Below are 25,871 nucleotides of genomic sequence, written 5' to 3'. Positions count from 1 at the left end.
TTATTTATCGTGTAATATTATTTTATCATCTCTACAATCAGCAATGATCTGATCGATTTTCTCTTCTGTTAGTTTTTCTTTGTAGAAATCTCCCAACTGCATCATCGGAGCATATCCGCAAGCACCTAAACATTCTACACCAGCAATGGTAAACATTCCGTCTGGAGTTGTTTCTCCCATTTTAATGCCTAGTTTTTCAGAAGTATAATCCATCAAATCTTCGGCACCTCTTAAACAACAACAAGAAGTTTGGCAGAACTCAAACATGTACTTACCAATTGGCTTTTGGTTGAACATCGTATAGAAAGTTACAACTTCATAAACCTCGATTGGTTTGATCTGAAGAATTTCAGCAACTTTGTCTTGCAATTCAATACTAAGCCAGTTGTTATGTGCATCCTGAACTTCGTGCAAAACAGGCAATAAAGCTGATTTTTGTTTGCCCTCAGGATAATGACTGATTAATTCATTGATACGAGCGATCAATGCTTCAGTCATATTTATTTCTTGTTTGTAATGTTTTCTTTCCATTTTATTCTTGTTTTGCCGCAAGGGCGCAAAGGCACAATTTTTTTAATCTAAATTGTTTAGGCGTCTAATTCTCCTGCAATTACGTTCAAACTTGAAAGAATGATAATTGCATCAGAAAGCATGGCACCTTTAATCATTTCTGGGAATGCTTGATAATAAATAAAGCAAGGTCTTCTGAAATGTAATCTATATGGAGTTCTACTTCCGTCTGTTACTAAATAAAAACCAAGTTCTCCATTTCCTCCTTCTACAGGGTGATAGATTTCTGCAACTGGTACAGGAACTTCTCCCATTACGATCTTAAAGTGATAAATTAAAGATTCCATAGAAGTGTAAACATCTTCTTTTGGAGGAAGGTAGTAATCTGGAACTTCAGCGTGATATTCGTTTCCTGGAGGCATTTTTTCTAAAGCCTGACGAATAATGCTTAAACTTTCCCAAACTTCAGCATTACGAACACAGAAACGATCGTAAGTATCTCCTGATTTTCCAACAGGAACAATAAAATCGAAATCTTCGTAAGATGAATAAGGTTGTGCTACACGGACATCGTAATCAACTCCAGCAGCACGTAAGTTTGGACCTGTAAATCCGTAAGCCATTGCTTTTTCAGCAGTAATTCCACCTACGTTAACAGTTCTGTCAAGGAAAATTCTATTTCTCTCGAATAAGTTTTGGAATTCCTGCCAAACTGGAGGGAATTCTTCAAGGAATTTATCTAGTTTTTTGAAAACTTCTGGAGACCAGTCTCTTTCAAAACCACCGATTCTTCCCATATTTGTAGTCAAACGAGCTCCACAAATTTCTTCGTAGATTTCGTAGATTTTTTCTCTAAATTGAAAAACGTATAAGAAACCAGTATACGCACCAGTATCAACCCCTAAAATTCCGTTACAGATAATGTGATCTGTAATACGAGCCAACTCCATAACGATAACTCTTAAATATTGTGCTCTTTTTGGAACTTCAATACCTAATAGTTTTTCTACTGTCATCCACCATCCCATATTATTAATAGGAGAGGAACAATAATTCATACGGTCTGTAAGAGGTGTAATTTGATAAAAAGGACGATTTTCGGCAATTTTTTCGAATGCTCTATGGATGTAACCAATAGTTGGCTCAGCCTCAAGAATTTTTTCACCATCCATCAATAAGATATTTTGGAAAATACCGTGTGTTGCAGGGTGAGTCGGACCTAAATTTAGTACAGAAAGTTCACTTCCGTCGTCGTTTAGTCTCTCCTTAATTATTTTAGCATAACGATGCTCTGGTGGTAATAATAGTTCTGACATTTTATAATGTTGAATTATTTTTTAGCAATTTGATGTTGTTCTTCCGAAGAATCGGTCATCCTTATCTGTTCTTCCGCTGTCTTCCATTGGGAATTCTTTTCTCATTGGATGAGACTGCATTTCGTCCATATTTAAAATACGTTTCAACTGAGGATGTCCAATAAAGTCAATCCCGTAGAAATCGAAAGTTTCTCTTTCCATCCAGTTAGAAGACAAGAAAATATTTGAAACTGTTTTAATTTCTGGTTTTTCGCCGTTTAAGAAAACTTTGATTTTTAATCTTTTGTTTTCGTACCAGTTGTGTAAATGATAAACAACGGCAAACTGGCGTTCTGTTTCGTTATCTGGATAATGAATGCCGCACAAATCTGTTAAGAAATGAAAACGTAATTCTGGATCGTTTTTAAGGAAAAGAATCAACGGTGTAATTTTATCAGCTGAAGCTTCTAAAGAAAAAATATCTCTTTCTTGTTGAAAGTTAAAAACATCGTTACTAAATGTTTCTACAAGTTTGTCTTGAATTTGGGTATTTTCTAAGGCCATCTTATGAGATATTATATGAAGCTAATAATTCTTGGTATTCTGGTGAGCTTCTTCGTCTCACAGATTCGCTTTTAACCAAGTCCTGAAGTCTCATAACTCCATCAACAATTTGTTCTGGTCTTGGCGGGCATCCTGGTACATAAACGTCAACCGGAATTACTTTGTCAATTCCTTGAAGAACAGAGTAAGTATCAAAAACTCCTCCTGAAGAAGCGCATGCTCCAACAGCAATTACCCAGCGAGGTTCTGACATTTGCTCGTATACTTGTCTCAAAATAGGAGCCATTTTTTTAGAAATAGTTCCCATTACTAATAACATATCGGCTTGTCTTGGCGAGAAACTCACACGCTCAGAACCAAATCGAGCTAAGTCATAGTGAGATGCCATTGTTGCCATGAATTCGATACCACAGCATGAAGTCGCGAAAGGAAGCGGCCATAATGAGTTAGCTCTTGCTAAACCAACAACATCACTAAGTTTTGTGGCGAAGAAACCTTCACCAGTAATTCCTTCTGGCGGCGCAACCATATTTACTTTTGAATCGCTCATTTTATTTTAGATTTCTGATTTTAGATTTTAGATTTTTTGAAATCGTAAAAGGTAAAATCAATTTTTTAAATCAGTATTTTAAATTCGAATTCAAATTTTAAATCTCAATAGTAGATAAATCTAAAATTTCAGATCTAAAATCTAAAATCATTATTCCCACTCTAATGCTTTCTTTTTGATGATATAGAAGAAACCAACTAAAAGCAAAGACATGAAAACTAACATTTTTAACATTCCTTCAATTCCTAAGTCTTTGAAGTTTACCGCCCAAGGATAAAGGAAAATAACCTCTACGTCGAATAATACGAACAAAATGGCAACTAAGAAGTATTTTACAGAGAATGGAATACGGGCGTTACCAACAGATTCGATACCGCATTCGAAGTTTTTATCTTTAACTTCAGAGGTTCTTCTTGGTCCTAATTTTCCAGAAATAATGATTGTTCCTACCACAAAACCAACAGCTAGAATAAACTGCATTAAAATAGGAATGTAACTGTATTGATCAGATTGCATAAACTTCGTGTTTTATACTTAAAAAATGAGCCACAAAGATAACTTGGAACTCTGTAAAACACAAGCTAAAAAAGGATTTAAGTAGGGTAGTAAACCGCGTTTATGTCTAATTTTTATTCATTATAAATAACATTGCGTTATTTTAATATTTTTTTAAGAAATGGGTAAAAAAAAACGTCCCGATACTTCGGGACGTCTTCTGAGACCATTCAGAGGCAAAAAAAATAAATTGCTATATTTTTCTTAGATTACTGCTACTTTAGCAGCAACTTTCCCTTTTCTTCCTTCTTCTTCTTCATAGCTTACACGGTCACCTTCGCGTAATTCTTCCGCGTTAATTCCTGAAGCGTGAACGAAGATGTCTTTTCCTGTTTCTTCGTCTGTAATGAATCCATAACCTTTAGATTCATTGAAAAATTTTACTGTACCTGTACGCATTTGTAATGTAATAATAATTTATAATAAACAAATGTAGTATATAATATCATACAAAAGACATCTACGTGTTAATTTTTTGTAAAAATTATTGATTTACAGTGTTTTTACGTGGTTTATTGCGTCAATTTGTTTATAAAATACCATAATTTGCGAATCATTAATTGTAAGAATAAGAAAACATTACGTTTGTAAGAATATGATAATTCAAAAAAATAATGATTTAAGATTTTTCTTAATATTTGATTAAATTAAAAAAGCCACTGAAATTTCAGCGGCTTTTTGTTTTTTTATGAATAAATTACTTCAAATTAAGCTATATCTACTTTAATACGAAGTTCTTTCAATTGTGCATCATCAATTGCAGCAGGTGCATCGATCATAACATCGCGTCCTGAATTGTTCTTAGGGAAAGCGATGAAATCTCTAATTGTTTCCTGACCTCCAAGAATTGCTACAAGTCTATCAAGACCAAAAGCAAGTCCTCCGTGAGGTGGTGCTCCAAATTGGAAAGCGTCCATTAAGAATCCGAATTGCGCTTTTGCTTCTTCTTCGGTAAATCCTAAATATTTAAACATTAATTGTTGTGTCGCTTTATCGTGAATACGAATAGATCCACCTCCAATTTCGTTTCCGTTTAAAACCATATCGTATGCATTTGCGCGAACTTTTCCTGGTTCTGTTTCCAGTAAAGCCATGTCTTCTGGTTTCGGAGAAGTAAATGGATGGTGCATTGCATGGTAACGACCGCTTTCTTCGTCTAGTTCTAATAATGGGAAATCTACAACCCATAATGGAGCAAATTCTTCAGGATTACGTAATCCTAAACGAGTTGCTAATTCCATACGCAATGCAGAAAGTTGAGCACGTGTTTTGTTTGCAGGTCCAGAAAGAACAAAAATCATATCGCCAGGATTTGCTTCTGTAGCTTTTGCCCAGTTTGCTAAATCGTCTTGATCGTAGAATTTATCTACAGATGATTTGTATGTTCCATCTTCATTACATTTTACATAAACCATTCCAGATGCACCAACTTGTGGGCGTTTAACCCAGTCAATTAGTCCGTCGATTTCTTTACGAGTATAATTTCCAGCACCAGGAACAGCGATTCCGACAACTAATTCTGCTGCATTGAATACAGGGAATTCTTTATGTTGTGCAAATTCGTTTAGTTCTCCAAACTTCATTCCGAAACGAATGTCCGGTTTGTCGTTTCCGTATGTTTTCATGGCGTAGTCGTAAGTAATTCTTGGGAATTTGTCTACTTCAATACCTTTAATTTCTTTAAGCAAGTGTCTTGTCAATCCTTCGAAAATATTCAAAATGTCTTCTTGCTCTACAAATGCCATTTCGCAGTCAATTTGAGTAAACTCAGGCTGACGGTCGGCGCGTAAATCTTCATCACGGAAACATTTCACGATTTGGAAATATTTATCCATACCTCCAACCATCAAAAGCTGTTTAAAAGTTTGAGGAGATTGCGGTAATGCATAAAACTGACCTTCGTTCATACGGCTTGGTACAACGAAATCTCTTGCTCCTTCAGGAGTCGATTTAATTAAATAAGGAGTTTCAACTTCGCAGAAATCTAAATCAGATAAATATTTACGAACTTCCATTGCCACTTTGTGACGGAATAATAAACTGTTTTTTACTGGATTTCTTCTAATATCCAAGTAACGGTACTTCATTCTGATATCTTCTCCACCATCTGTTTCATCTTCGATTGTGAAAGGAGGAGTAAGTGCAGTATTTAAAATCGTTAATTCTGAAACTAAAATTTCGATTTCACCCGTTGGAATGTTTTTGTTTTTAGCTTCACGCTCAATTACAGTTCCTTTTACTTGAATTACAAATTCTCTTCCTAGAGTTTTAGCCAATTCAAAAACGGTTTTATCAGTACGACTTTCGTCGAAAATAAGTTGCGTAATTCCGTAACGGTCGCGTAAATCGACCCAATTCATAAATCCTTTATCACGTGATTTTTGAACCCAGCCCGCAAGTGTAACTACGGTATTAATATTTGAAGCGTTTAATTCGCCACAATTATGACTTCTATACATAATCAAAATTTTAGACTGCAAAAGTAAATACAAAATTCAAGATAATATAGTAAAGTGGAAAGTTGATGCAGAATAATTTTAAATATTTTGTTAATTCTCAAATTGGAAAGGTTTAATTTATTTAGTTTTGAGTATCTAAAACTAATTGAAATACCTATGAAAAAACTTTTTGTTGCAGGTTTAGTAATTTTTAATGCTTTGAATATTGCCGCTCAAAGTGGAAATTCTATTAAGTTCACAGCTAAAATAGATAATAGAAATAGCGACACTTTAGTAATTAAAGGAAGAGATTTTGAGAAAGTAATTCCGATTGATAAAAAAGGAGTTTTTGTTTCTGCTTTTGATGCTCCTCAAGGATTTTATGTGTTTTATGATGGCAAGGAATCTTCTAATCTATATTTGAAACCAAATTCTGAGATCAATTTAACGCTGAATGCTCAGGAATTTTATAAAACGATTGTATATAAAGGTAAAGGAGTAGAAGAAAGCAACTTTTTAGCACAGCAAGCTATAAGAAACGAAAACTTTACAAAAGATGCTTTTACAAAAGAACCGAACGAGTTTACTGCTTTGCTTGATGACAAATTGAAATCGGATACAGAAAAAATAGAGAAGAGTGATTTTTCGGCAGATTTTAAAACAACTTTAAAACGCAGTTTTGAAAGTTACCATGAATTAGTCGCTCGACAGTATGAAAGAGTTTCAAAAGCAAACAAATTTACGGGGAAAGTTTCTCCAGGGTTTGATTATGAAAATTATAAAGGAGGGAAAACCAAGCTTTCTGATTTTAAAGGAAAATACGTTTTTATAGACGTTTGGGCAGTTTGGTGCGCGCCTTGCAGAGCTGAGATTCCTTATTTAAAAAAACTTGAAGAAAAGTATCATGGAAAAAATATTGAATTTGTGAGTATTTCTATTGATAAACTGAAAGACAGTGACAAATGGAGAAAATTTATTGCCGATAAAAGTCTTGGCGGTACACAGCTTTTAGCAGATAAGGATTGGGAATCTGAGTTTATTGTTAATTATAATATAACTGGAGTTCCAAGATTTATTCTGGTAGATCCAAGTGGTAATATTCTAAAATATGATGCAGAAAGACCTTCAGATCCAGAACTAGATAAACAGCTTACAGCATTATTGAACTAATTTATTTACGAAATTTACAACGTTATCGTAAAATTTAAATAGTTCTAAAATACCAGTAAAACCAGTGCTTGAGTGCTGGTTTTTTTATTTTATGGATTTTTCCAATGTTAAGTTTTTAATCAATGTTATCAAATTGTTAAGCAAAAGTTTTTTTAATGTAAACAATTAACTATATTTGATAAAGATTTCTTAACATTAAAGACCTAAAGATATGAAAAAGAGTGTAATTTTAGCTGCAATATTGTTCTCTGGAATTGTAGTTGCACAAGAAGGAAAGCCTGAATTAGAAGCTGCTGGGAACAAGGTAAAAGCAACCTATTACTATGAAAATGGTAAAGTGCAGCAAGAAGGCTTTTTTAAAGATGGTAAATTAGACGGTGTTTGGGTATCTTATGACGAAAATGGAAACAAAAAAACCGTTGGAGAATACGCAGACGGAGTTAAAACTGGAAAATGGATTTACTTTAATGAAGACAGCTTGAAAGAAGTTGCTTATGTTGACAACAAAGTAAGTTCGGTTAAAAATTTACAGAAAAATGCTTTAGCAAACAGAAATTAATCATATAATTTCAGTACCAATTATAAAAAGACCGCTTTAAATGAGCGGTTTTTTTATGGCTTTACTTTTTTAGATTTCTTTTTTCTTCCAAACCAAATTACAAATCCGCTGACGGGAAGCGCTGCGGCAATTAGACTTACTATAAAAGCGATAATTTTTCCTGGAAGATTTAAAACTTGTCCTGTATGTATTCCGTAATTCATTTCAACAACTTGCAATCCTAAACTCTTTTTATCGAATGTCTGACTTTGAATAAGTTTTCCGCTTGACGGATGAAAATAATAATTGCACTGCTGGTCGTAACGCAATGTGTGCGGATATGCGCCTGTACTCACAATGTCACCTTTTTGTTGTGGAATCATTACAAAGAACATTTCTGCTTTTGGCTGTAATTTTAAGGTTTGAATAAAAGCTTTGTCAATTGCTGTGGCCGAATTTGATTTGAAAGTGGTTGTATCGATTGTAGGCGTTTTTGTCTCGGCTGCTTTGTCTCCACCGAAATTGAAAGATTTATAAATTCCGTCTCCAACCCATTCATATGTAAAAGTAAGTCCAGTTATGGCTAGAATTAAAGCAATTAACGAAATATAAAAACCAGAAGTATTGTGCCAGTCATAATTTAGTCGACGCCATTTTGCGGACCATTTTACAGTAAAACTTCTTTTGATGTCGCTTCTTCGTTTTGGCCACCATTGTATAATTCCTGAAATAAGCAATAAAATAAAAATGATGGTTGAAACACCAATAATATGTTTTCCGATATAATCGGGCAGGAGCAGATACAAATGAATGTATTCTACTATAATAAAGAAATCGGTTTTTGGATTTTCTGTTTTTAAATATTCACCTGTGTAGGGATTGAAATAGAGATATAAATTTTCTGTATCTGAATAGGTATAAACAATTGCCGATCTGTTTTTTCCGTAATAAGCAACCATACTGGCTTTATTCGCAGGAGCAATTTCTTTTGCTTTTTGCTGCAATTCAGATGGTAATAGAAAAGGTTTGTTTTGAGGTTCTACCAAACGCCAATCTTTTCTTGTAATGTCTTTTATTTCATCATGAAAACAAAAAATACAGCCCGTTATACAAACTACAAAAACAATAAGCCCAGAAATTAATCCGAGCCATTTGTGTATAAAACGTATTTTGGTTTTGAATCCCATATTTTGATTAAAAACGTAAAATTATACGCAAAATCAATAGAGGACAAATAAATTGAGCTAATTTTTAAGAAACTGCTTTTTTGGGTTTTAAATGATAAGCTGTATATAATGTAATTGCAGCTAAGAAAATCCAAAAAACGTCGATAAAGAAAATCTGAAATTTGTTTTCTATAAATGAAGTCCAAAACCAATTTCCAGAAACAATTCCGTTTGTAATTGGAATTAAGAACCCTAAAATACTTCCTGAAACCAAACAGAATTTATTCGTAAAAGCATCATTCTTTTTGATGATAAAGAAAATGGCGAGCAATAGCCAACCTCCAAAATAAAGAGCATATAAATTAGATTGGCTTAAAGGATAGAAAATCTTACTTCCAATAAAAGCTAATGCCGTAATTGGATACATGCTTAAGCAAATTGCCAGATAAATACGAACAACGGCATTGTTGAAACGTCTTTTCTTTTCCGGCATATTGTTTTTTTGTCTTGCAACAAGCCAAATCATGACTCCAGAAATAATAACAAAACAGGTTATAATTCCTAAAAGGAAACTTACGATTTTTAAAGCATATCCGCCATAATCGCCAAAATGAATTCGGTACAAAACATTTTTTACAACATCTAGGTAATTAGTTTGGGCAATTGGATCTTTTTTGGCAATTTCTTTTCCATCGACAATTCTATAAACTACTTTCCCAATTCCTGTAAATTTCTTATTGCTTAAAAGTTCTCCTTCGACCAAAACGTGCATATTGGCATCTCCATAATTCTGGATAAAAACACGAGTAATTTCAAAATCTTTCCAGTTCTTTTTGGTTTTGGCAACTAGCTCACCAATATTAAATGGATTGGCTAACTTTTTATTTTCAAATTTATAATCGGCATCTGTGTATTCTAATTCTTTATATAATTTATCCTGATCACCATTGTATAAGGCAGCTACAGCTGGCGCTACTATTAAAAGTTTAATCATGAAAAAAGCACCTGTAACGGCATATACAAATTGAAACGGAAGTCCAATCATTCCTAATGCTGTATGTGCATCTGTCCAAAGTGTCTTTAATTTTTCTTTTGGACGGAAGATATAAAAGTTAGAAACGATTTTATTCCAATGCAATAAAACTCCTGTCACGATTGCGAATAAAAAAAACAGAGCGGTAAATCCGGCTAAATAATATCCCGTAGGATATGGAATTTGCGCCAAGAAGTGCAGACGGTATAAAAGTTCACCAAGAGAATAAGATTCTTCGTAAGTATAAGATTTGTAATTTTTATTGTCTAAATAGAAAAACTCTCCTGCTTGTTGTTTTTTTGGAGCCAATGTGTCTTTGGTTCCTTCCATATAAACAGCAACTCGATTTTCTATTGAAGGTTTAGAAATAGTGATATTTCTTCCGTGCAAAACATATTTTTTATCTAAATGCTGCAGGGCGTCATTGTAATCCACTTGAATTTCTCTTGTGATTGCTGTAGATTCACTTCTTTCCCAATTGATGATTTCATCTCTAAAAAAAGAAAAAGATCCAGCGAAGAAAATTACAAAAAGAACTACACTGATCACGATTCCGCTGACAGTATGTGTATGAAAATAGATATTGTAATGACGGTTATTCATATATATTATTGTGCCGTATTATAGGTTTGACCCAAATAAATAAAAAGACAAAAAAGTAAAGAAAGCAAGATGTAAATTCCCCATATTTTCCAACCGCTTTTGGCTAAAAAAGCAATGATCATTAAGGCAACCCATAAAATAAAACCAGTAAAAGCCATTGTCATTAAAACATTGGCACGGTTAAACCAAGAAGCAAGAGCCAAATGAAAAGTGACAGAAACAAAGTATCCTCCCAAAATTGCAGCAGTAATTTTGGAAAAACGTGGCCAAAAAGAGGGATTTAGATATTTTGAATTTGCTGGCATAATTTGATAATGATTACTGGTAATAGAATTCTGTTAGTGCAATAAAAACCAGTAGCGCCAAAAGTAACTTACTGTTTATTTTTTTTAGTGGTGTAAGGATAATGATTAAACTTCCTACAGTCATGAGCTGAATAAAAAACATCAAAGTGCCACAGCCTAGTGATTGCGTAAAAAGCCACATTGAATAAGCGAAAAGCAAAAGCATTAAGCCGATGATTTTAGTTGGCTTCGGATTTTTCTGCATCCATTTTTCAAAACCTAAATCATAAGACAAAACAGCTCTTTTTGAAGTGTAATACAACGTGTAAAAAGCTAAAAAAACGATAAGACTGGCAGTTGTAATCATAATCTTTAAAATTTAAAAAAACACCTTTCCTATAAGAGAAAGGTGTTTTCATTATTTTTTATTAGAATCTGTATGCGAAGTTCGCAGATACGCTTCTCATATTTTTTGGGTGAATTGTTGACCAACCATCATAAGTATCAACATTAGCAATATTGTCTAATTTTAATGTCAATGTAAATTTCTCTGTTCCGTAGAAAATAGAAGAATTTAAAACAGTGTAAGAAGGAATTGTAAACTGACCTACAACATTTCTGTTCATAATTAGGTTTTTGTCAGCATAGTTTCCACCAAAACCTAAACCAAATCCTTGTAAATCTCCTTGAGGGAATTTGTAGCTTGCCCAAAAGTTTGCTGTGTTTCTTGGTCCTGAACTCTCAGGTCTGTTTCCTACGAACGAAGGATCTCCAGCATTTAATACAGCGTCTACATAACTGTAACCAGCAACAATGTTTAAACCAGCAACTGGATTTGCAACGATTTCTGCTTCAAAACCTTTGTTTCTTTGTTCTCCATCTTGGAAAGAAGTTTGAGTTGGTACTCCACCTGTAGAACCATAAACAGTATAAACCTGATCTGTTACTTTGATATCATAATAGCTAAATGTTGCGTAAACTTTATCTTTAAGAACATTTAATTTAGTTCCGATTTCAAATTGATTAGCGTGTTCTGGTTTGAAAGTTCTTGGAATAACTGCACCATTTAAACCAGTATCAGTTGTTGGAGCTGTATTAGTAAAACCATCCATATAGTTGGCAAAAATCGAAACTTTGTCAATAATTGGCTGATAAACTAAACCAAATTTTGGTGAAAAAGAAGTCTGATTAAAATCATCAGCATTTGTAGTAACATCACCAGCAGTCATAAAACGATCTACACGTAAACTTGCCATTGCAGATAATGCAGGAGTAATATTGATTACATCTGATGCATAAGCACTAATAACCTCTTGTTTTGTTTTGTTATTGTTTGCGCCAGCTTCTGCTAAAAGTTTATCAGAACCAGCTTTTGTTAGGATACCACTGTCACCATTTGTAATATATTTTGCAGGATCTGTTATGCCAAATACGTATTGGTTTACAGTTGCTACATCTAAGTTTCCGATATAAACTCTTCCATTTGATACATATCCAGAACCATTATCAACTTGCCCTCTATTAAAGTAATCAAAACCAACAACAATTCTGTTTCTTAAGTTTCCAAGTTTAAAATCACCAATAAAGTTTTGTTGAATATCTGTTGTTAAAGTTGTTGTATCTTGGTAATTCATTGAACGTCCTAAAACAATTCCTTGATTTACTTCTGCAGGAAAATATTGTGTGCCTTCATAAAGATAAGTGTAATATCCTTCAGATTTAGATGATCCTCTTGATAGAACCGTTTGAGAAGTCCATTGATCAGAGATTTTGTAATTCATTTGTCCTTGAAGAGAGTAAGAAGGAGTTTCAATTGCAAGTTCGTTACTTGTATAAGAACGTTTGTTATTATAACCTAATTCATCCATATTATGAACTCTCAGAGGTGCTCCTCTATCTAAAAATAGCATAGTAGGATTCGTCTGTTTGTTGTTCATGAATTCAGTATTAATAAAAAACGAAAGTCTGTCGCTCGCTTGGTAAGATAAAGATGGAGCAAAGAAAAATGATTTTCTAAATCCAGCATCTTGAAAGCTGTTTTCTGTATGATATGCAGTATTAACTCTAAAATTAATTTTGTGTTCATCATCTACAGGAGTATTAATGTCTGCAGTTACACGGTTTAATCCGTAACTTCCTGCTGTATAGCTTACTTCTCCTCCAAAGTGATCATAAGGTTTTTTAGTAGTCAAGTTGATTAAACCTCCATAAGAAATTAAACTACTTCCGAATAAAGTTCCAGAAGGCCCTTTAATAACTTCAATTTTGTCAATATTTGCAGGATCGATACTTCCGTTATTCAAAGCAGGTAAACCATTTGTCATTGTTGGCTGCACAGCAAATCCTCTTAGAGAGAAATATCCTGCACCGTCGCCACCACGTCCAGTAGAAGCCCAAAGCGGAGATAATCCTGGTGCATTTTTAAGAGCGTCATCTATATTTGTAACAACTTGCTCTTTTAAAAGTTCACCAGTAATTGTAGTATAAACTTGAGGGTTTTCAAGATTTTTAAGAGGTAATCTTGATACTTGTGTTGTTTCTTTACGCGCTAACGGGTTTTTTCTGTTTGAGCTTAAAACAACTTCATTTAATTCTTGAGAGTTTTCACTAATTCTAAAATCCTCAATAATTGAGTCGCCACCATTAAGGTTAACGCTTTTTTCTTTAGAAGAATAACCAATTCCAGAAACTTTGATTACATAGTTGCCTGGTTTAATATTTTTAATTTCATAGAAACCGTTCGCGTCTGTGCTAGTTCCTATTTTTGTTCCTTTCAATATTACAGATACGTTGTCTGCTGCTTGATTATTTGTTAAGCTAATTTGGCCTTTAATAGTTGCTTTTTCTTGAGCCAAAGCTGATACGCTGGTCATTAAAGCAAAACAAAAACTCAAAAAAGAAACTGTAAATTTTAATTTCATTTTTATTTAGAATTAATTTTGATAGTGCAAATTTAATTGTTGGATAGCAACTAAACAAGTTATTCTTATTTATTCTAAATTAAATATTTTTTAAAGGGTAAAATTTACATTTTTTCAAAAAATTAACAACTTAAGCTAAAATTAAGCCAATCTTAAGCAAAAAAACCTGCTCAATTAATGAACAGGTTTTTATTATTGTCAAAAATTACTTTAAAAATTACAACTCTAAAGCACGTTTAGCGTCGCCATTCATCAATAATTCTACTGGGTTTTCTAAAGCCTCTTTTACAGCAACTAAGAAACCAACAGACTCACGTCCGTCAATGATTCTATGATCGTAAGAAAGTGCAACGTACATCATTGGGTGAATTTCAACTTTTCCGTTTACAGCAATCGGACGCTCGATGATGTTGTGCATTCCTAAGATTCCTGATTGAGGAGGGTTGATGATTGGAGTAGATAACATACTTCCGAAAACACCACCATTTGTAATTGTGAAAGTTCCTCCAGTCATATCGTCAACTGTAATTTGACCATCACGAGCTCTTAAAGCTAATCTTTTGATTTCAGCTTCAATTCCACGGAAAGTTAAAAGTTCAGCATTACGAACAACAGGAACCATTAATCCTTTTGGTCCAGAAACTGCGATTGAGATGTCAGCAAAATCATAAGCAATTTTGTAATCACCATCCATCATAGAGTTAACATCTGGATATAATTCTAAAGCTCTTGTAACTGCTTTTGTAAAGAATGACATGAAACCTAAGCCTAAACCACCATGTTTAGCTTTGAAAGCATCTTTGTATTCATTACGAATTTGGTTGATTGGTGTCATGTTTACTTCGTTGAAAGTAGTAAGCATAGCAGTTTCATTTTTAGCTGAAACTAGTCTTTCTGCTACTTTACGACGTAACATAGATAATTTTGTACGCTCAGTTCCACGGCTTCCTCCTGTTGGAGTTCCCATAGAAGGTACTGCATTTACAGCATCCTCTTTAGTAATTCTTCCGCCTTTACCAGTTCCTGAAACTGTAGCTGGAGCAATATTTTTTTCGTCTAATATTTTTCTTGCTGCAGGAGATGGAGTTCCCGCTGCATAACTTGGCGCTGCTGCTGGAGCTGGAGCTGCTTTTGGAGCCTCAGCTTTTGGTGCTTCTGCCTTAGGAGCTTCCGCTTTTGGAGCCTCAGCTGCTGCCGGAGCGCTTCCTGCTGGTTTAGCAGCATCTGTATCAATTAAACAAACTACAGCACCTACTGCAACTGTATCACCTTCTTCAGCTTTTAGTGTAATTACACCGCTCATTTCAGCAGGCAATTCAAGAGTAGCTTTATCTGAATCAACTTCAGCAATAGCCTGATCTTTTTCTACATAATCTCCGTCTTTTACTAACCAAGTTGCAATTTCAACTTCTTTTATTGATTCCCCTGGTGATGGGACTTTCATTTCTAAAATCATCTTGTTTTTGTTTAAAGTTTAGTCAGTTTAAAGTTTCAGGCTTTGTGTAACATGAAACTTTAAACTTGAAACAATTATTTTTTTAATTATCTAAATAAGTTTTTATCGAATACCATTCTAATAGCATCTGCATGACGACGTTTTGCACGTGTGTAACTTCCAGATGCTGGAGCAGAATATGCTTTTAATGAAGCCAATCTCCATTTTACAAGATCAAAATTCATTAACATAAAGCTGTAAGCTCCCATGTTTTTAGGTTCTTCTTGCGCCCAAACATAATCATCAGCATTTGGATATTGTGCAATAATTTCTTTGATTTGATCTACAGGGAAAGGGAATAATTGTTCGATACGAACCACTGCAACATCATTTCTTCCGTTGTTTTCTCTTTCTGCTACAATATCATAGTAGAATTTACCTGTAACAAAAACTAAAGTTTTTACACCTTTTTTATCTACTGTGTTGTCATCAATTGTTTCTTGGAAACTTCCGCTTGCGATTTCTTCAACTGTAGATACACATCTTGGATCACGCAATAAACTTTTTGGAGAGAAAACTACCAAAGGTTTACGGAAATTCGTTTTCATTTGTCTTCTTAACAAGTGGAAGAAGTTAGCTGGCGTTGTACAATCTGCAACATACATGTTGTGTCTTGCACAAAGTTGTAAATAACGCTCCATTCTTGCAGAAGAGTGTTCTGCACCTTGTCCTTCATATCCATGAGGCAATAACATCACAATACCATTTTGGTTGTTCCATTTATCTTCGCCACAAGAAATGTATTGGTCAATCATAATTTGAGCTCCGTTAGAGAAATCTCCAAATTGTGCTTCCCAAATTGTTAATGCTTTTGGGTTTGCTAATGCATATCCATAATCAAAACCTAAAACACCATATTCTGATAAAAGCGAGTTGAATACGCCAAAGTTTCCTTTTTTGTTTTCAATAGCATTTAATAAAATTACTTCTTCTTCAGAATCTTCTACTTTTACAACAGCGTGACGGTGAGAGAATGTACCACGCTCAACGTCTTGTCCAGAAATACGAACATCAAATCCTTCTGTTAAAAGTGAACCGTAAGCCAATGCTTCTGCAGTTCCCCAATCTATAGTATTGTTATCATAACCAGCTTTTCTATCTGTAACAATTTTACTGATTTTGTTGATGAATTTTTTATCTGATGGTAAAGTTGAGATTGTATTGATGATAGAATCTAATCCTTCTTTAGCAAAAGTAGTATCCACTTTTTGAAGCATTTGCGTATCTGTTACCTGAACAAATCCGTCCCATTCGTTTTTCATGAATGGAGTAATGATTGTTAAGTCTTTTTTACGAGAAGCTTCTAAGTTTTCTTCTAATCTAGCTTTATATTCTTTTTCTAAAGCATTAACATAAGAAGCATCGATTACGCCGTCAGAAAGTAATTTATCTGCGTAGATGTCTCTTGGATTTTTATGCTTAGCAATGATTTTGTATAAAACAGGTTGTGTAAAACGAGGTTCATCACCTTCGTTGTGTCCGTATTTTCTATAACCTAATAAGTCAATAAATACGTCACGTCCAAATTGCATTCTGTAATCTAATGCAAAAGATACAGCGTGTACAACAGCTTCTGCATCATCAGCATTTACGTGTAATACTGGAGATAAAGTTACTTTAGCAACGTCTGTACAATAAGTAGAAGAACGAGCGTCTAAGTAGTTTGTTGTAAATCCAACTTGGTTGTTGATTACAATGTGGATTGTTCCTCCAGTTTTGTAACCATCAAGTTGAGCCATTTGAATGATTTCATATAAAATACCTTGACCTGCGATTGCAGCATCTCCGTGTACTGCGATTGGCAATACTTTAGAGAAATCATCAGCATAATATTTATCTTGTTTAGCTCTTGTAATACCTTCAATTACAGCTCCAACAGTTTCTAAGTGAGAAGGGTTTGGTGCTAAATTGATGTTGATGCTTTTTCCAGATCTTGTTTTTTTGTCGGCAGTAAGACCTAAGTGGTATTTTACGTCACCGTCAAAATATTCTTGATCGTAATCTTTTCCGTCAAACTCACCAAAGATATCTTGAGTCGATTTTCCGAAGATGTTTGCCAAAACGTTCAAACGACCACGGTGAGCCATTCCCATTACGAATTGTTCAACACCTTTCTCAGCAGCTTGCTCGATCAAAGCATCTAAAGCTGGTATGATAGATTCTCCACCTTCTAATGAGAAACGTTTTTGTCCAACATATTTAGTATGAAGGAAATTCTCAAAAGAAACAGCTTCGTTTAATTTATTTAAGATTGTTTTCTTTTCTTCTGTAGAGAAATTAGGCTGATTAACATTGACAGCCAATTTATCCTGAATCCATTTTACAACGCCAGGATTTCTAATATACATATATTCAATACCGATATGCTGGCAGTAAATAGCTTTAAGACGATTTACGATATCTTGTAAAGAAGATGGCGCCATGCCAATTGTTTGTGCAGCATCAAAAACAGTTGAAAGGTCTGCTGCAGATAATCCGAAGTTTTCAATATCCAAGGTCGGAGATGAAGTTCTACGGTCACGAACAGGATTTGTTTTTGTGAATAAATGCCCGCGCGTACGGTATCCGTCAATTAATTTTAGTACATTGAATTCTTTTTGCAGTTTTTCTGAAACCAAACTACAGTCTGCGTTATCGCTAGTCACGTACTCAACGATAGTTTGCACAGGGTTTTCGTCGTTATAAGTTGTTTGTCCAAAGTCAAAACCTTGAAAAAAACTTCTCCAGCTAGGCTCAACGCTGTCTGGGTTTACTAAATATTGATCGTATAATTGTGCAAAAAACTCGGTATGCGCTGCGTTTAAAAATGAAAACCTATCCATAATATGAGTGAATATACTTTTTGTTATATAGAAAGGCAAAAGTACAACAATCACATTTATTTAAATCTTTTTTTTACGTACTTTTACGTAAAAATTTGTTAAAATAAACGTTAACTATGAATAAAATTCAATTTTCAATCGATTGCAGATATTTTTTTGTGATTTTGGCCGTCTTATTTTCAAGTTATAGTATTGCACAACAAAAATATGTTATAGACAACAGTAATCATTTTTGGGATAAGGTTCAGTTTGGAGGTGGATTAGGTCTCGGATTTGGTTCAGGATATACTAATGTTTCTGTAATGCCAAGCGCTATTTACAATATCAACGAAATTGTAGCTGTAGGAGCAGGCCTTCAATTTGGTTATTTATATCAAAAAAATTATTACGAATCTTTCGTTTGGGGAGGTAGTCTTATTGGTCTAGTAAATCCTATTCCGGAAATCCAGTTATCAGCTGAATTGGAACAAGTAAGAGTTGATACCCAATATGAAGCCACCTACAATTTCCCATCGTATTCAGATAGTTACTGGAATACTGCTTTGTATCTTGGAGCAGGTTATAGAACAAAAAACGTAACAATTGGTGCTCGTTATGACGTTTTATATAATCCTAATAAAAGCCTTTACGGTTCTGGATTTATGCCTTTTGTGAGGGTATATTTTTAATCTAAGTTACTAAAATTCTATTTTCTAGATTTGCTGATAAATGTAAATGGTTACAAACTCGCCATCATCTACTTTTATCAAATAACCTTCTGCATCATAAAAATATTTGAACGATTGTGTTTTTTGCGTAATACCATTGTCAACTATAGATTGTTCAATAATATGTAGATAAGGATTTGGCAATGTCTGGCCTAACAAAGATGAAAAAGTAGTAGCGATTTTATAATAAGGTTCGTTATTATAGATACCAGCCTTTGTTTTGTCGTATTTTGTGAGAATAACTCTTCCATTGGCAACTTCGCCTAATGATTCAATAATTTCATATCGGGTTTCTTTAACTTCAGTATCAGTATATTCAAAAGTAGACGCATTTAATTTTCCTGTTCGTTTAGTGACTCTTTGCTCAGAATCATAGTTGTAGACAGTTAAATAATTATCAATTAAAACTTTAGTAATTAAACCATTTTCATATGTATATGGAGTGCTGTTGTTTATGACATTTCCATTGCTGTCATATTCATAAGAAAATTCAATTCCAGAAGATCCCATTGATTCTGGACCTTTTTGAATTTCAATTTGAGTTAATTGTCCTGCATTATTATAAATATAATTTCTAACGTCTCCTTTAGGTGTATTTGTGTTAAGGGTATTTTCATTATCAGAATATAAATTATCAGTTAATGAGTAATCTGAAGTTTCGTCAATTTTATAATCGCTTTTTTTGTATTGAATTGATTGAACTAAATGTTTTGTAACTGCTTTCGTTTTTGAAGCTACAGTATTTTTATTGATGTTTTTAACAGCAGGTCTAAGTAAAGACGATTGTGGAAGCGTGGCTTTAGGCTGTAAAATTTTTGCCGTTACAGTTGTTGTTAGTCCTTTACTGTCTTTTATGGTAAAAGTATAATCTCCAGCAGCCAATTCTGTTTGTAATGGTGTAATGGTATAAGGTGGAGTTCCTCCAGCAGGAGTAATGGTTACTGAGCCTGTTTTTGCGCCATAAACGGCAACATCAACTTGTGTGAAAGTTGCAGTTAAAGGTTTTGTTTCTTCAGGAGTTGGTTTTTCTGGTGTGACAGGAGAATCTTCTGAAGAACAGGATATTATTAGAAAAAGAAAGAAAGATAAAATCAGCGTAATTTTTCTCATAGATTTAAGAAATTATCTGACAAATATTATTCTTTTTTTTAAATAAAAGAAATAATGCGTTTGAAAAAAGAACCTTATTTATAATAATTTCTAAACCAAACCTTCTGCCATTCTCTTTTTAAAATCAGAAAGGCAACTTGTTCAGCAAGAATAACTAAATCAGATCCGTCGAGCTGTTTGATTTCGTTTTCAGGAACGTCAATGATGTATAATAGATTTAAATATTCAGCAAATTTATACTGAATCATTCGATAGATTTTTTCGTGGAGCTGAATTTTTAATTCGTCAGGCGAAATGCTTAACGGAAAATCAATTCCTTCATTTGCCAAATTAAAATCCTTATTAATCTGTTCGATAAGATTCAAATATAAAGTCTCTGCTTGCGCTTGTGCTAACAAAGATTCTGTATTTACCGGTGCTACAAACATGATATTTTTGATTTTAGATTGATGATTGTAGATTTTTTACTGAATACTGACACTGAATGCTGAAAACTAGACTTTTCGTCCCATTAAATTTTCGCCAAAAGTTCTCAAAACATCTTTCTTTTCGGTATTTATATTCATTTTTTCTAAAGTTTCAAAAGCTTTAAAAGTGTACATTTCGATTGCTTCTTGAGTAGCTTTTGATGCTCCAGATTCATTAAAAATAGTCTTGGCAGTTTCTATTTTTTCTGAATTATCTTCTAATTGTAAAGTAAATAATTGTTCTAATTCTGAAGCTTTTTCTTTAGAAGAAAACTCCAAGGCTTTTAGATATAAATACGTTTTTTTATTCTCTATAATATCTCCGCCAACTTGTTTTCCAAAAGTTTCAGGATCTCCAAAAGCGTCCAAGTAATCATCCTGAAGTTGAAAAGCCAATCCTAAATTTAATCCGAAATCGTAAATTAAGTCAGCTTCTTTTTCAGAAGTTTTAGCTACAATTGCACCCATTTTCATGGCAGCGGCAACCAAAACCGCAGTTTTATATTCAATCATTTTAAGATATTGAGAAATCGTAACGTCTTTACGCGTTTCAAAATCTACATCCCATTGTTGACCTTCGCAAACTTCAAGTGCTGTTTTACTGAATAATTTTGCAAGATTTCTAAAAACTATTGGTTCGTATTGTTCAAAATATTGATACGCTAAAATTAGCATTGCATCTCCAGAAAGAATACCAGTGTTTAAATCCCATTTTTCATGAACTGTAACTTGACCTCTTCTTAAAGGCGCATCATCCATAATGTCATCATGAACTAACGAGAAGTTATGAAAAACTTCAACCGCCATTGCTGCGGGAAGTGCAATTAAATAATCAGTATCAAAAACCTCGGCTGCCATTAAAGTTAAAACCGGACGTATACGTTTTCCGCCAAGTCCTAAAATATATTCTATAGGTTCGTAAAGATTTTTAGGCTCTTTATGTATGTTTTGGCTTTCTAGATAATTGATGAAAAAATCTTGGTACTGACTTATATCGTGCATAATGAATTTCTGATTTCGTGCCCCAAAGATACAATTCAAATATGAATTATGAGATTGAAATGAAAATCTTAATCAAGATTCTTTTTGGGAGATAATCTTAAGAAAAAAAACACCTTCAGAATTTGAAGGCGTCTTTTCGGGATATTATTGAATGATAATTTGATGGCTTTCAATTTCGCCGTTAATGTCAACTTTTAAAATATAAATTCCTTTTTTGAATTTGCTTACATCGAGCGAAGCTGTATTGCTTAAAATAGAAATTTGTGTCAGCTCACTGCCATTTAAATCATATAGTTTACCAATAATTTTAGCATTAGCAATATTGTTTTTTGAATTACTAACGGAAATGTTTAAAATATTTGTCGCAGGATTTGGGTAAATAGTGACACGATCTTCAGATTGTATTGTAGACGTTTCTATTGCTGAAGTTTCTGCAGTTGTTTTTGCCGCAAATGTACCATTGCAAGAACTTAAGGTTACCACTTGTCCGTAAATTGTGTACGGAACACCAGTACAGGTTGTATTGGTAGTAACAGAGAAACTAAAAACAGGATAAGTTCCAGATGGAATTTTGCTTAATGGGATTTTGAAAAGATATCTTTTAGAATTGATTTGAGTATAAGTAATTCCGGGATTGCTAATTCCAGTAGAGAAATTTCCAAATGTGTAATTATAACTTACTGTATTATCTGAATTAACAATGTCTATAGGAACATAATGGTATGTATTGTCGCAATATTCGGTATAATCAGTTGTAGCGGTTTTTTTTGTGCCAAAATAAAGAGGTTTTTCTCCTATATCTACAGTTCTTGTTATGGTTTGAACTCCGTTGATCGTTGCTGTTACTGTTCCTGTTTGATAAGTATTTCCTACAGTGCTTTGTACGTTTATTTGTGCTGTATTTGGTGTGTTTGGAGGTAAAGTCATAGCAATTGTAAGATTTGGCGATGTGCTCCAAACTATAGAACTTCCAGCAGGAGGAGAAGGAGTCAGGCCAACAAAAGTTTGAGATGGCGAACCACAAACGGGATTGCCTCCATATAAACTATAAATTTTAGGGTAAACTGCACTAATAGCTTGTATATCATCGGTTGACAATGTTCGTTGCGATCCATTATAATACGCATACATGATTGCTCCTGGTACATTGCTATGTTGTAATCCTAATGAATGTCCTAATTCATGAATGGCGACTGTAACCAAATCTATAGGCTGCGAAGATGTGTATTGTACGCTTGTTGTCCAAGTTTCAGAGTCGTCAAAATGTAAGTCTCCAGCATATGCTCCGTTTGGTGGAGGGAAAAAAGCATGCGCTAAAACACCATTTACAGCATCAAAAGGTGCTCCATCTCCATGATCTCCAACGGCCCATTTAATGACAATATCGGCGTTTGCTGCACTCGTAACCTCCGTAAAAGTCAAACTTGTAACACTTGACCAAACTTGCATTGCTTGCACCAAAGCAGTTTTTTCATCTGTTCCTGCAATATCATTTGTCCCATTTTCAAAAAAGTAGGTAAGATTGGTATGATCCCATTTTCTTCCGTCAAGGCTAAAACTTGGATTGTTGTCTATTGGGCCATTATCATACAAAATCTGCGCATTTATCTGGGAGATACCGAAAATGCAGAATAGAAGTAAAGTAATTTTTTTTCTCATAATGTAAAATTTTTAGGGTTAAATAGTTGCGCTAAAATTATACGTATTGCTGTAAGATTTGTAGTATTATTTTAACAAATAATAGTATTAAATCTACATTGTCAGATAGTTATAGATAAACGACGATTTTTAACAGTTATGAATCGTTGTAAAAACACTGGATTTGATTTGATTAAAATTTTTTGTAAAAAACTTGGAAACTTTTTTGGTATTCAGGGTTTCCTGTCTATATTTGCAGCGTTAAAATGGAAACTCAGAACACTGTAAAAGTTTCCACTGAGGGTTTTAAAGATTTATAAACTCAATTAAATCAAGTATTTATGAAAACAAAATGGACTTTAGATTCTAGTCAGTCAGATGTTTTATTGAAAATGAGACGATCAAGAACTGCTTATTTGGGAGGAGATGCAAATAAATTTGATGGGTATGTGAATATTGAAGACAATGAGATTGAAGACGCTTCTGTCGAATTCTCATTAGATATCAATAACAAAAATGAAAGTTTCCAATCTATAGACGCTTATTTACAACTTCAAGATTTTTTTGAAGAAGATGAGCATCCCATTATAAGTTTTAAATCGACTTCATTTCAAAAAGTAAATCAGAATATTAATTTCTTCAAAGGAGATTTGACCATAAAAGATATTACAAGAGTAGTTGAATTGGATGCTGAATTTCTAGGAGAAAATATTTATAACGGAGAAAAGAAAGTGGCTTTTGAAATTAAAGGAAATATCAAACGTGAAGACTTTGGTTTAGATTTCAATTCTTTTAATCATTCTTCAGGAACTGCTTTGGGTAAAGAGATTAAACTTATTGCAAATTTAGAGTTTGCAATATAAATCTTACTAAACCAATAAATTAATGTAAAATTATTACAAATATATCGGAAACTATTTTTTTGATTTTAGTTTCCAGAGTATATTTGTAAGGCAATTCGAGAATTTAAAATGAAAGAGAAGATTATAGCAAAAGCAAGCGAATTGTTTTTAAAGCTTGGTTTTAAGAGTGTTACAATGGACGACATTGCGGGCGAAATGTGTATTTCGAAAAAAACGATTTACAAATATTTCTGTAACAAAGAAGTTCTAATTGAAGAGAGCACATCGTTGGTTCATGGCCAAGTGCACGAAATCATGGATACTATTATTGCTAAAAATTACAATGCTATTCATGAGAATTTTGAGATTAGAGAAATGTTTCGTGATATGTTTAAAAACAACATTGACACTTCGCCAATCTATCAGTTAAAAAAACATTATCCAGAAATTTATCAGAACATTTTGTCTTTCGAAATTGATCAGTGTACACAATGTTTTAGAGATAATATTGAAAAAGGAATTCGTGAGGGACTTTATAGAAGTGACTTAAATGTAGAGGTTTATGTTAAGTTTTATTACACTCTGGTTTTTCATATAAACGAAAATACAGTTTCTGAAAGTGAAGCGCAAAGAATAGAGTTGGAAGCCTTAGAGTATCATACTCGTGCAATGGCGACTGAAAAAGGAGTAGAGGAATTAGAAAAGCAATTAAAAAAAATTAGAAATTAATTATTATCCAAATTGTCGTCATTTATTCTAGAGAGTTGTAAAAGATAAAATGACGATGCCATCTCAAATTTTTAAAATAAATATTAACTACTTATGAAAAGAATCTTTCTTATAGTTTTGTGTACAATAGGCTTATCTGCCGCCGCACAAACCACTACTTTAACTCTGAAAGACGCGGTCAATTATGCACTTCAAAATAAAGCTGATGCAAAAAAGGCAAAACTTCAGATTGAAAATAGTGAGTACCAAATTCAAGAAATACGTTCGAGAGCTTTACCACAAATTAGTGCAAACGGAAGTCTTACTTATAATCCAGTAATTCAAACAACAGTTATTGATGGAGCAGCTTTTGGTGCGCCAGGAACTACTATTCAGGCAGCTTTTGGTCAAAAATGGACATCGACTGCTGGACTTTCTTTAACTCAAGCCATATTTGATCAATCTGTTTTTACAGGTTTGAGAGCAGCAAAAACTACACGTGAGTTTTATCAAATAAATGATCAGTTAACTGAAGAACAAGTTATTGAAAGAGTTGCAAATAACTACTATTCAGTTTATGTACAAAGAGAAAGACTTATTCTTTTAGATAGCAACTATGTAAATACTCAAAAAGTTCGTGATATTGTTCAAGGGCAGTTTAACAACGGTTTAGCTAAAAAAATTGACTTAGATCGTATTATCGTAAAAATGTCTAACATTGATACAGATCGCCAGCAGGTTAAAAATCAGATTGAGTTACAGGAAAATGCATTAAAGTTTTATATGGGTATGCCTATAGAAACTCAAATCGTTATGCCAAAAGAAGAATTTGAAGTTGTACCAGCTGCTTTAACACAAGAGCCAAATATTGAAAACAGAACAGAATATTTGCTTTTGAAAAAACAAGAAGAGCTTTTAGTATTCAATAAAAAAGCTGTTGAAGCGGGTTATTATCCGACACTTTCATTATCTGCAGGTTATAATTATATCGGGCAAGGACCAGAAATGCCTTGGTTTGCAAAACCAGAAAAAGGAGTTTATTGGTCAGATTTCTCAGCTATTGCTTTAAACTTACATGTGCCAATCTTTACTGGTTTTGGAACTCGTGCTAAAGTAAGACAGGCAGATGTTCAAATTAGAGAACTACAAGAAGATATCAAAGACACTAAACTTTCTCTTGATTTAGATTATAGAAATGCAATGACGCAGATTAACAATAATCTTGTGACTATTGAAAATCAGAGAGAAAACATGCGTTTGGCAACTGAAATTCTAAGCAATACCAAAAACAATTATCTTCAAGGTTTAGCATCTTTAACCGATTTGCTAGACGCAGAAAATGCATCGCTTGAAGCTCAAAATAACTTTACAAGAGCGGTTTTAAATTATAAAATTGCCGAAATATCTCTAATCAAATCGAAAGGCGAACTAAAATCTCTTACTAAATAACAAA

The 25,871-nt window shown here is 33.5% G+C and carries 24 protein-coding genes; 6 read left to right on the top strand and 18 right to left on the bottom strand.

From position 1 onward, the window contains the following. The 7 genes from JC605_RS03420 to aspS all read right to left on the bottom strand — a co-directional run bounded on the left by JC605_RS03420 (position 1) and on the right by aspS (position 5,933). Positions 1-531 carry an NAD(P)H-dependent oxidoreductase subunit E gene (locus JC605_RS03420; RefSeq protein ID WP_012023324.1) on the bottom strand — a complete coding sequence of 177 codons (531 nt, stop codon included), beginning with the start codon at positions 529-531 and terminating at the stop codon, positions 1-3. A 56-nt stretch (positions 532-587) separates the two neighbouring features. Then, positions 588-1,826 (bottom strand): NADH-quinone oxidoreductase subunit D, encoded by a 1,239-nt coding sequence (locus JC605_RS03415; RefSeq protein WP_111368854.1) that lies wholly within the window; start codon positions 1,824-1,826, stop codon positions 588-590. Between the two features lie 21 nt (positions 1,827-1,847). Next, entirely contained in the window at positions 1,848-2,369 is a 522-nt protein-coding gene (locus JC605_RS03410) for an NADH-quinone oxidoreductase subunit C (protein WP_198854880.1), read from the bottom strand. Between the two features lies 1 nt (position 2,370). After that, on the bottom strand, positions 2,371-2,919 hold the full coding sequence (locus tag JC605_RS03405) for an NADH-quinone oxidoreductase subunit B (protein WP_198854879.1): 549 nt from the start codon (positions 2,917-2,919) through the stop codon (positions 2,371-2,373). A gap of 150 nt (positions 2,920-3,069) precedes the next feature. Next, entirely contained in the window at positions 3,070-3,435 is a 366-nt protein-coding gene (locus tag JC605_RS03400) for an NADH-quinone oxidoreductase subunit A (protein WP_095929654.1), read from the bottom strand. Between the two features lie 243 nt (positions 3,436-3,678). Next, the gene (locus tag JC605_RS03395) at positions 3,679-3,873 is read right to left on the bottom strand and encodes a cold-shock protein (protein WP_007137066.1); all 195 of its coding nucleotides are present in this window, start codon (positions 3,871-3,873) and stop codon (positions 3,679-3,681) included. A 308-nt stretch (positions 3,874-4,181) separates the two neighbouring features. After that, the gene (aspS, locus tag JC605_RS03390) at positions 4,182-5,933 is read right to left on the bottom strand and encodes an aspartate--tRNA ligase (RefSeq protein WP_198854878.1); all 1,752 of its coding nucleotides are present in this window, start codon (positions 5,931-5,933) and stop codon (positions 4,182-4,184) included. A 156-nt stretch (positions 5,934-6,089) separates the two neighbouring features. Between aspS and JC605_RS03385 the strand changes: the two genes are divergently transcribed. Next, entirely contained in the window at positions 6,090-7,082 is a 993-nt protein-coding gene (locus tag JC605_RS03385) for a TlpA disulfide reductase family protein (protein ID WP_198854877.1), read from the top strand. A gap of 211 nt (positions 7,083-7,293) precedes the next feature. After that, positions 7,294-7,641 carry a toxin-antitoxin system YwqK family antitoxin gene (locus JC605_RS03380; protein ID WP_198854876.1) on the top strand — a complete coding sequence of 116 codons (348 nt, stop codon included), beginning with the start codon at positions 7,294-7,296 and terminating at the stop codon, positions 7,639-7,641. A 53-nt stretch (positions 7,642-7,694) separates the two neighbouring features. Here the strand turns inward: JC605_RS03380 and JC605_RS03375 are convergent, their stop codons facing one another. The 7 genes from JC605_RS03375 to JC605_RS03345 all read right to left on the bottom strand — a co-directional run bounded on the left by JC605_RS03375 (position 7,695) and on the right by JC605_RS03345 (position 17,944). Next, positions 7,695-8,807 carry a PepSY domain-containing protein gene (locus JC605_RS03375; protein ID WP_198854875.1) on the bottom strand — a complete coding sequence of 371 codons (1,113 nt, stop codon included), beginning with the start codon at positions 8,805-8,807 and terminating at the stop codon, positions 7,695-7,697. A gap of 64 nt (positions 8,808-8,871) precedes the next feature. After that, positions 8,872-10,422, bottom strand: coding sequence for a PepSY domain-containing protein (locus JC605_RS03370; protein WP_198854874.1), 1,551 nt, complete (start codon positions 10,420-10,422; stop codon positions 8,872-8,874). 5 nt (positions 10,423-10,427) lie between these two features. Then, positions 10,428-10,727 (bottom strand): hypothetical protein, encoded by a 300-nt coding sequence (locus JC605_RS03365; protein ID WP_198854873.1) that lies wholly within the window; start codon positions 10,725-10,727, stop codon positions 10,428-10,430. Positions 10,728-10,740: 13 nt separating this feature from the next. Beyond that, positions 10,741-11,073, bottom strand: coding sequence for a hypothetical protein (locus JC605_RS03360; RefSeq protein ID WP_198854872.1), 333 nt, complete (start codon positions 11,071-11,073; stop codon positions 10,741-10,743). Positions 11,074-11,134: 61 nt separating this feature from the next. Further along, positions 11,135-13,627 carry a TonB-dependent receptor gene (locus tag JC605_RS03355; protein ID WP_198854871.1) on the bottom strand — a complete coding sequence of 831 codons (2,493 nt, stop codon included), beginning with the start codon at positions 13,625-13,627 and terminating at the stop codon, positions 11,135-11,137. 217 nt (positions 13,628-13,844) lie between these two features. Beyond that, entirely contained in the window at positions 13,845-15,083 is a 1,239-nt protein-coding gene (gene odhB, locus JC605_RS03350; RefSeq protein ID WP_198854870.1) for a 2-oxoglutarate dehydrogenase complex dihydrolipoyllysine-residue succinyltransferase, read from the bottom strand. Positions 15,084-15,169: 86 nt separating this feature from the next. Continuing rightward, the gene (locus JC605_RS03345) at positions 15,170-17,944 is read right to left on the bottom strand and encodes a 2-oxoglutarate dehydrogenase E1 component (RefSeq protein ID WP_198854869.1); all 2,775 of its coding nucleotides are present in this window, start codon (positions 17,942-17,944) and stop codon (positions 15,170-15,172) included. Positions 17,945-18,060: 116 nt separating this feature from the next. Between JC605_RS03345 and JC605_RS03340 the strand changes: the two genes are divergently transcribed. Beyond that, positions 18,061-18,612: a hypothetical protein gene (locus tag JC605_RS03340; protein WP_198854868.1), complete on the top strand. Its 552-nt coding sequence runs from the start codon at positions 18,061-18,063 to the stop codon at positions 18,610-18,612. Positions 18,613-18,636: 24 nt separating this feature from the next. On the opposite strand, the gene JC605_RS03335 is transcribed toward JC605_RS03340, so the two are convergent. The 4 genes from JC605_RS03335 to JC605_RS03320 form a co-directional block, all read right to left on the bottom strand. Next, complete coding sequence (locus JC605_RS03335; RefSeq protein WP_198854867.1) at positions 18,637-19,761, bottom strand: SprB repeat-containing protein; 1,125 nt, start codon at positions 19,759-19,761, stop codon at positions 18,637-18,639. A gap of 74 nt (positions 19,762-19,835) precedes the next feature. Next, entirely contained in the window at positions 19,836-20,189 is a 354-nt protein-coding gene (locus JC605_RS03330) for a hypothetical protein (RefSeq protein WP_091490550.1), read from the bottom strand. A gap of 66 nt (positions 20,190-20,255) precedes the next feature. Then, positions 20,256-21,230, bottom strand: coding sequence for a polyprenyl synthetase family protein (locus JC605_RS03325; RefSeq protein WP_198854866.1), 975 nt, complete (start codon positions 21,228-21,230; stop codon positions 20,256-20,258). A gap of 144 nt (positions 21,231-21,374) precedes the next feature. Then, positions 21,375-22,889 carry a matrixin family metalloprotease gene (locus JC605_RS03320; RefSeq protein ID WP_198854865.1) on the bottom strand — a complete coding sequence of 505 codons (1,515 nt, stop codon included), beginning with the start codon at positions 22,887-22,889 and terminating at the stop codon, positions 21,375-21,377. A 320-nt stretch (positions 22,890-23,209) separates the two neighbouring features. Here JC605_RS03320 and JC605_RS03315 point away from each other — a divergent pair, with 320 nt between their 5' ends. The 3 genes from JC605_RS03315 (at position 23,210) to JC605_RS03305 (ending at position 25,867) form a co-directional block, all read left to right on the top strand. Continuing rightward, positions 23,210-23,731 carry a YceI family protein gene (locus JC605_RS03315; RefSeq protein ID WP_198854864.1) on the top strand — a complete coding sequence of 174 codons (522 nt, stop codon included), beginning with the start codon at positions 23,210-23,212 and terminating at the stop codon, positions 23,729-23,731. Between the two features lie 108 nt (positions 23,732-23,839). Then, a complete protein-coding gene (locus tag JC605_RS03310; RefSeq protein WP_198854863.1) occupies positions 23,840-24,439 on the top strand; it encodes a TetR/AcrR family transcriptional regulator in 600 nt (199 codons plus the stop codon). Between the two features lie 93 nt (positions 24,440-24,532). Continuing rightward, positions 24,533-25,867, top strand: coding sequence for a TolC family protein (locus JC605_RS03305; RefSeq protein WP_198854862.1), 1,335 nt, complete (start codon positions 24,533-24,535; stop codon positions 25,865-25,867). The last annotated feature ends 4 nt before the right edge of the window (positions 25,868-25,871 follow it).

Origin of the sequence: Flavobacterium sp. IB48 (assembly GCF_016405855.1) — a bacterium.
In the GTDB taxonomy this organism is placed as follows: domain Bacteria; phylum Bacteroidota; class Bacteroidia; order Flavobacteriales; family Flavobacteriaceae; genus Flavobacterium; species Flavobacterium ginsengisoli.
Note: the sequence above shows the minus strand (reverse complement) of the source record. Positions and strands in the feature narration are given on the sequence as shown.

What these genes read in the sequence shown, in the direction of transcription:
- JC605_RS03365 (WP_198854873.1), bottom strand. Translation starts at nt 10,727, where the DNA reads ATGCCAGCAAATTCAAAATATCTAAATCCCTCTTTTTGGCCACGTTTT.
- JC605_RS03330 (WP_091490550.1), bottom strand. Translation starts at nt 20,189, where the DNA reads ATGTTTGTAGCACCGGTAAATACAGAATCTTTGTTAGCACAAGCGCAA.
- JC605_RS03410 (WP_198854880.1), bottom strand. Translation starts at nt 2,369, where the DNA reads ATGGCCTTAGAAAATACCCAAATTCAAGACAAACTTGTAGAAACATTT.
- JC605_RS03385 (WP_198854877.1), top strand. Translation starts at nt 6,090, where the DNA reads ATGAAAAAACTTTTTGTTGCAGGTTTAGTAATTTTTAATGCTTTGAAT.
- JC605_RS03415 (WP_111368854.1), bottom strand. Translation starts at nt 1,826, where the DNA reads ATGTCAGAACTATTATTACCACCAGAGCATCGTTATGCTAAAATAATT.
- JC605_RS03380 (WP_198854876.1), top strand. Translation starts at nt 7,294, where the DNA reads ATGAAAAAGAGTGTAATTTTAGCTGCAATATTGTTCTCTGGAATTGTA.
- odhB (WP_198854870.1), bottom strand. Translation starts at nt 15,083, where the DNA reads ATGATTTTAGAAATGAAAGTCCCATCACCAGGGGAATCAATAAAAGAA.
- JC605_RS03335 (WP_198854867.1), bottom strand. Translation starts at nt 19,761, where the DNA reads ATGAGAAAAATTACGCTGATTTTATCTTTCTTTCTTTTTCTAATAATA.
- aspS (WP_198854878.1), bottom strand. Translation starts at nt 5,933, where the DNA reads ATGTATAGAAGTCATAATTGTGGCGAATTAAACGCTTCAAATATTAAT.
- JC605_RS03320 (WP_198854865.1), bottom strand. Translation starts at nt 22,889, where the DNA reads ATGAGAAAAAAAATTACTTTACTTCTATTCTGCATTTTCGGTATCTCC.
- JC605_RS03345 (WP_198854869.1), bottom strand. Translation starts at nt 17,944, where the DNA reads ATGGATAGGTTTTCATTTTTAAACGCAGCGCATACCGAGTTTTTTGCA.
- JC605_RS03310 (WP_198854863.1), top strand. Translation starts at nt 23,840, where the DNA reads ATGAAAGAGAAGATTATAGCAAAAGCAAGCGAATTGTTTTTAAAGCTT.
- JC605_RS03315 (WP_198854864.1), top strand. Translation starts at nt 23,210, where the DNA reads ATGAAAACAAAATGGACTTTAGATTCTAGTCAGTCAGATGTTTTATTG.
- JC605_RS03360 (WP_198854872.1), bottom strand. Translation starts at nt 11,073, where the DNA reads ATGATTACAACTGCCAGTCTTATCGTTTTTTTAGCTTTTTACACGTTG.
- JC605_RS03325 (WP_198854866.1), bottom strand. Translation starts at nt 21,230, where the DNA reads ATGCACGATATAAGTCAGTACCAAGATTTTTTCATCAATTATCTAGAA.
- JC605_RS03405 (WP_198854879.1), bottom strand. Translation starts at nt 2,919, where the DNA reads ATGAGCGATTCAAAAGTAAATATGGTTGCGCCGCCAGAAGGAATTACT.
- JC605_RS03400 (WP_095929654.1), bottom strand. Translation starts at nt 3,435, where the DNA reads ATGCAATCTGATCAATACAGTTACATTCCTATTTTAATGCAGTTTATT.
- JC605_RS03355 (WP_198854871.1), bottom strand. Translation starts at nt 13,627, where the DNA reads ATGAAATTAAAATTTACAGTTTCTTTTTTGAGTTTTTGTTTTGCTTTA.
- JC605_RS03370 (WP_198854874.1), bottom strand. Translation starts at nt 10,422, where the DNA reads ATGAATAACCGTCATTACAATATCTATTTTCATACACATACTGTCAGC.
- JC605_RS03305 (WP_198854862.1), top strand. Translation starts at nt 24,533, where the DNA reads ATGAAAAGAATCTTTCTTATAGTTTTGTGTACAATAGGCTTATCTGCC.
- JC605_RS03395 (WP_007137066.1), bottom strand. Translation starts at nt 3,873, where the DNA reads ATGCGTACAGGTACAGTAAAATTTTTCAATGAATCTAAAGGTTATGGA.
- JC605_RS03375 (WP_198854875.1), bottom strand. Translation starts at nt 8,807, where the DNA reads ATGGGATTCAAAACCAAAATACGTTTTATACACAAATGGCTCGGATTA.
- JC605_RS03340 (WP_198854868.1), top strand. Translation starts at nt 18,061, where the DNA reads ATGAATAAAATTCAATTTTCAATCGATTGCAGATATTTTTTTGTGATT.
- JC605_RS03420 (WP_012023324.1), bottom strand. Translation starts at nt 531, where the DNA reads ATGGAAAGAAAACATTACAAACAAGAAATAAATATGACTGAAGCATTG.